Here is a 4352-nt window from a genome sequence, read left to right as displayed (position 1 = left end):
GACTTATCTGCAATAGTGTTACTATATCAAAATAAAATATTTAGTTGATTAAAGAAGAGATTCTTAATAATAAAGTATGGGGCCAACGTCTTTGATGTTGGCCCCATCCCGCTATGTGCATACTGACTATTGTTATTTGGGCAATTGATGATCTCCTTGATTATGTATTTATACTATTGCCTGACAGAATATTAATTCTGTCGATCTCGATATTGACAGGCGAAGCATTTTCACCGTCGATGGTGACGGCCGGAAAGAATAGAGAGATCACAGTGATCACTGTAACAACTTTCCCTTTTCGTTTCCGGTGTAAAGGCGGATCCTCTATGTTTTCATGACGCTCCTTTCTCTTTTTTCGTTTCTTTTGGGAAGGTGGCTCTTCTATACTTTCACGATGCTCCTTTTTGGTTTTTGCCATCATGGCCTCCTTGTACGATCGCGCACATGGCGGGATTTTGCACTCTAGTAATAGATTTGCTGCATGTCCAGTTAGGGAGTGTTTTGTGCAGATCTGATCTTTACTAGCATATTTCCCGTTCTCTTCTGTAAAATATCAGTTTTATAGCTTCGGTAAATCAAGATTTTACTTTGTTGATGAATGCTTGCGGGTGTTCGCTAGGAGACCGAAGCAAGATGGGATATTTTTTCGTTTCTGCGTACGTGAGGCTCTCAGGAATTTTGCTCATGCTTGTGTTTGGCCGCTACCGTGGTTGATGATTCCGAAATTAGAGGAGGAGTGGGACTAGTGCGACTGCTCGGTGCAAATAGTGCATTATTGCCCTGTAAAGACTGGTCTCGTTCAGTGTAAGATGCTGTGAATATTTTGTTTATGTGCCATGCTAAAAGATGTCTACACATCCATCGTTGGATACCTAAGACAAAGGAGGGATACTTATGGGAACGCGTAGCATTTCCAAGGATTCCGCAACATATCTGCCTAACGCGAAAGACCGTAGGCAGCTTATTGACATCAAAGAAGCGTTGGCCAGTCTGTCGGAGGATTCTCAGCGAACCGTTGATCGCAGGTTCGATGATCTAGCTTCGCAGCAAGATTTTCCTGTGGCTATGCTCAAGGTGCCAGAAGAGCCGGACCGTCCACTCACCGCGGAACTTGCGGACGTTTTGCTGAAGGTTGCTGACCAGCTATCACGCGGTAGGGCCGTGTTTGTTGCCCCGTATGACACGAGTCTTACTGCGCAGGATGTTGCGAACTTTCTGGGCGTATCTCGTCCCACTCTGGTGAAACTGCTAGAGCAGGGGAAGATTCCGTTTGAGAAGGTAGGTCGTCATCGTCGTGTTTTGCTGGCCGATTTGCAAAAATATGTGGAGGCGCGTTACCTCGAGAATCTGCAGACGTTAGACAGTCTCGCCGCTGATGAAGATTCACGGGTAACGCTCGACAACCCCTTGCTGTCATAGCGGTTTGTCAGTTCTCTCTTTAAGAGCACTCGACTCTTCATTATGTATTCACTGGTGAGTGAGCGGATGCACAGGTCGAATAGAAACACATGGTTTTAACATGTTGAACTCAGAAGAGTACTTTAAAAGTTCTATCGATCCGTGCTATCAACTAGCTCGAAGCGTTTCTTTTGCTTGACATCGGGATACTTTTCATGATCGACATCACTAGTGAACATAGATAATGGTCTTGCATATATCTTGTGATCGCCATACAGTGCTTCATATATGACGAACATTTCGCGCGTTTCCGTATGCTCGGCAAGAGTGATTACGCGATATAGCTGTCCCTTGAAATGTTTGTATGTAGCGCCGCATACTACAATTGTAGAATCCATATATAAGCTCAATCCTTCTTTGCAATAAACATTTCATAGACCTTCATGATTTGAGAGACAAACATCCATAGACATACTCCCAAACAAATGACTAAGGTAACTATCAAACCAATTGTGAATTTAGTCATATCGACATCTGGCGTGGTGGAGGAATAGAACCAATATTTTAGGAGATCATAACAGTGACTTCCGAGTAGTCCTATCAATAGAGCGAGAAACACGCATTGTATGTATACGGCTCTTAGCTCTTTGAATTGATTCCTCGCGTGTTCCTGCTGCTCCAGCTGTTTGGCGCGATTGGCGATTCTCTGGCTTTGCTCTTCGCAGATCTCGGCTACTATATCTTGCTCAAGTTTTTTCTGAGCGGCATAGATGCTTTCTGCTGATGCAGAGTTCCTGAAATTACTTTGAGCAAAATTATCTATGAGATTGTCAAGCGTTGTGCTCATGTTAGTTCTTTCCGGATAAGCGATCTAACATGGCCTTGTATACCTTGTCGGCCTCGTCGGAGAGCTCGCTCCCAAATTTGGCGCCGATGAAATCTGATTCATCCTGATAGAACGAATCAGGCTGATTACGGTATAGTTTGGCTTCGCTTGGCTGTTGCTCAAGTCGTTCAAAGATTAGCTGACCGATAGAAAGGCCAGGAACGAGTACCACATTATTAGGCGAGGCATTGCTCAAACCTAGGCTCAGTGTTCCAGAATAACTGGGATTGCAGTATTGGGGAGCGAGTAGTAACCCCATTCGGGTATACCGAGTACGAGGCATGACGCGAGCAATCATGTTGTCTGGAAGCGATATGTGCTCTGCAAGAGGGCATAGCACATACTGTCCTGGCTTGAGTATGAAACCTTCGGAAATATCCGTCTTGATGTATCGTCCATCGATGGAAGACTGATCATTCAACATGATAATGTTGGGAGCAGCGGCGATTTCATAAACTGCGGAACCGATTGAAACATCATACGAGGCAGCGCTGAGCTTGCTTTCATCGAACGGAGAAATGAGCTTCTCGTTCTCTTTTACGAGATGACGAATCTCCACGTCAGATAGCACCATGTTGTTCCTCGCAGTCATTGCCGTTACTACAACAGCTTATAATAGTCATTTTTCCTGAACTGCGAACGTCTCTACGCTTCTATGAACGAAATAAGCTGCTAGGAAAGCCAAGTTGTGCATTTCCTAGCAGCCAAGCTATCTCTTAATGTCAGTCTTCGCCGTCGTATCGCTTGAGAGCGATACGGCCTTCAGCCACATCTTTGAGGTGCTGGCCATACGGGCTCTTGCCGTACTTTTCGGCGGATTCCATGAGCATGGCCTCGTCAATCCAGCCGTTCTGGAAGGCAATCTCCTCCACCACTGCGATCGGCAGGGTCTGCGCGCGCTGGATTGTACGCACGAACTCACCGGCTTCGTACAGCGAATCCATGGTACCGGTGTCCAGCCAAGCGTAGCCACGGCCGAGTGTACGCACATGCAAGGTGCCGTCTTCCAGATACATCTTGTTAAGATCAGTGATTTCAAGCTCGCCACGCGGCGACGGCTTGACCTGCTTGGCGAACTCCGTCACACGGTTGTCGTAGAAGTACAGGCCAGTCACCGCATAGTTGCTCGCCGGATGCTCGGGTTTCTCTTCGATGGAGATGGCCTTGCGATCCTTGTCGAACTCGACCACACCATAACGTTCAGGGTCGTCCACGTAGTAACCGAATACCGTGGAGCCCTTGCCGGCTTCGGCGTCACGCACGGCTCCACGCAGCGTGCGACCCAGACCGTTTCCGTAGAAGATATTGTCACCCAACACCAGTGCACACGGCTCACCACCGATGAATTCCTCACCGAGGATGAACGCCTGAGCCAGACCATCCGGCGACGGCTGCACCTTGTACGACAGATGCACGCCGTAGCGCGAACCATCGCCCAGCAGACGCTCGAAGTTCGGTAGATCCTTCGGTGTGGAAATCACGAGAATGTCGCGAATTCCCGCCATCATCAGCACGCTCAGCGGATAGTAGATCATCGGCTTGTCGTACACCGGCAGCAGCTGCTTTGACGTCACTGTGGTCAACGGATACAGTCGTGTACCCGAACCTCCGGCGAGAATAATGCCCTTCATGGTTGTTCCTTTCCTAGGATTTTCATCCCGTATGGGTTCGGGAATTACTTGGATTCCTTGTTGAGCTCGTTGGACACGTACGACTTGAGGGTTTTCTCCCAGTCCGCGGGCATGTAGCCAGCCTTACCGATCTTGGACAGGTCAAGGGCGCTATGGGTCGGTCGCGGGCTGACCGGGCTCTTGGCATTGGCGAAATACTCATCGGTGCTGATGGGCTTGACCTTGTCGCCATTGCCGTTGGTCTGCTCGAATACGGTTGCCGCGATCTCTGCCCAGGACTTGACTGCACCGGAACCGGTGAGGTTGTACGTGCCGTACGGCGCGTGGGAATCGAGCAGGTGGAAAATCGCTTCGGCCATGTCGGTCGTAAACGTAAGACGACCGAACTGGTCATTCACCACCGTCACCCGATTGAGCTGATCGGCCGGATCCGCAAC

Annotated in this window: 7 protein-coding genes; 1 reads left to right on the top strand and 6 read right to left on the bottom strand. The window is 48.6% G+C overall.

Features of this window, described 5'->3' with window-relative positions; translation table 11 throughout:
• Window positions 1-160: 160 nt before the first annotated feature.
• Entirely contained in the window at window positions 161-421 is a 261-nt protein-coding gene (locus Tam10B_RS12295) for a hypothetical protein (RefSeq protein ID WP_093961531.1), read from the bottom strand.
• 473 nt (window positions 422-894) lie between these two features.
• On the opposite strand from Tam10B_RS12295, the gene Tam10B_RS12290 reads away from it, so the two are divergent.
• Window positions 895-1419, top strand: coding sequence for a helix-turn-helix domain-containing protein (locus Tam10B_RS12290; RefSeq protein ID WP_093961530.1), 525 nt, complete (start codon window positions 895-897; stop codon window positions 1417-1419).
• A gap of 131 nt (window positions 1420-1550) precedes the next feature.
• Here the strand turns inward: Tam10B_RS12290 and Tam10B_RS12285 are convergent, their stop codons facing one another.
• The 5 genes from Tam10B_RS12285 to Tam10B_RS12265 form a co-directional block, all read right to left on the bottom strand.
• On the bottom strand, window positions 1551-1796 hold the full coding sequence (locus Tam10B_RS12285) for a DUF1653 domain-containing protein (protein WP_093961529.1): 246 nt from the start codon (window positions 1794-1796) through the stop codon (window positions 1551-1553).
• A gap of 8 nt (window positions 1797-1804) precedes the next feature.
• Window positions 1805-2245, bottom strand: coding sequence for a hypothetical protein (locus Tam10B_RS12280; RefSeq protein WP_093961528.1), 441 nt, complete (start codon window positions 2243-2245; stop codon window positions 1805-1807).
• A 1-nt stretch (window position 2246) separates the two neighbouring features.
• Complete coding sequence (gene dcd / locus Tam10B_RS12275; protein WP_158214218.1) at window positions 2247-2858, bottom strand: dCTP deaminase; 612 nt, start codon at window positions 2856-2858, stop codon at window positions 2247-2249.
• Between the two features lie 148 nt (window positions 2859-3006).
• Window positions 3007-3915 carry a glucose-1-phosphate thymidylyltransferase RfbA gene (gene rfbA, locus Tam10B_RS12270; RefSeq protein WP_093961526.1) on the bottom strand — a complete coding sequence of 303 codons (909 nt, stop codon included), beginning with the start codon at window positions 3913-3915 and terminating at the stop codon, window positions 3007-3009.
• Window positions 3916-3959: 44 nt separating this feature from the next.
• A partial coding sequence (locus Tam10B_RS12265; protein ID WP_143248655.1) for a sugar nucleotide-binding protein occupies window positions 3960-4352 on the bottom strand: 393 nt, incomplete at its 5' end.

The sequence above is a fragment of the Bifidobacterium vansinderenii genome, from assembly GCF_002234915.1.
Lineage (GTDB): Bacteria > Actinomycetota > Actinomycetes > Actinomycetales > Bifidobacteriaceae > Galliscardovia > Galliscardovia vansinderenii.
Note: the sequence above shows the minus strand (reverse complement) of the source record. Positions and strands in the feature narration are given on the sequence as shown.

Bases quoted from the DNA above. Each gene is read 5' to 3' on its own strand.
- Tam10B_RS12295 (WP_093961531.1), bottom strand. From the start codon at position 421: ATGATGGCAAAAACCAAAAAGGAGCATCGTGAAAGTATAGAAGAGCCA.
- Tam10B_RS12290 (WP_093961530.1), top strand. From the start codon at position 895: ATGGGAACGCGTAGCATTTCCAAGGATTCCGCAACATATCTGCCTAAC.
- Tam10B_RS12285 (WP_093961529.1), bottom strand. From the start codon at position 1,796: ATGGATTCTACAATTGTAGTATGCGGCGCTACATACAAACATTTCAAG.
- Tam10B_RS12280 (WP_093961528.1), bottom strand. From the start codon at position 2,245: ATGAGCACAACGCTTGACAATCTCATAGATAATTTTGCTCAAAGTAAT.
- dcd (WP_158214218.1), bottom strand. From the start codon at position 2,858: ATGGTGCTATCTGACGTGGAGATTCGTCATCTCGTAAAAGAGAACGAG.
- rfbA (WP_093961526.1), bottom strand. From the start codon at position 3,915: ATGAAGGGCATTATTCTCGCCGGAGGTTCGGGTACACGACTGTATCCG.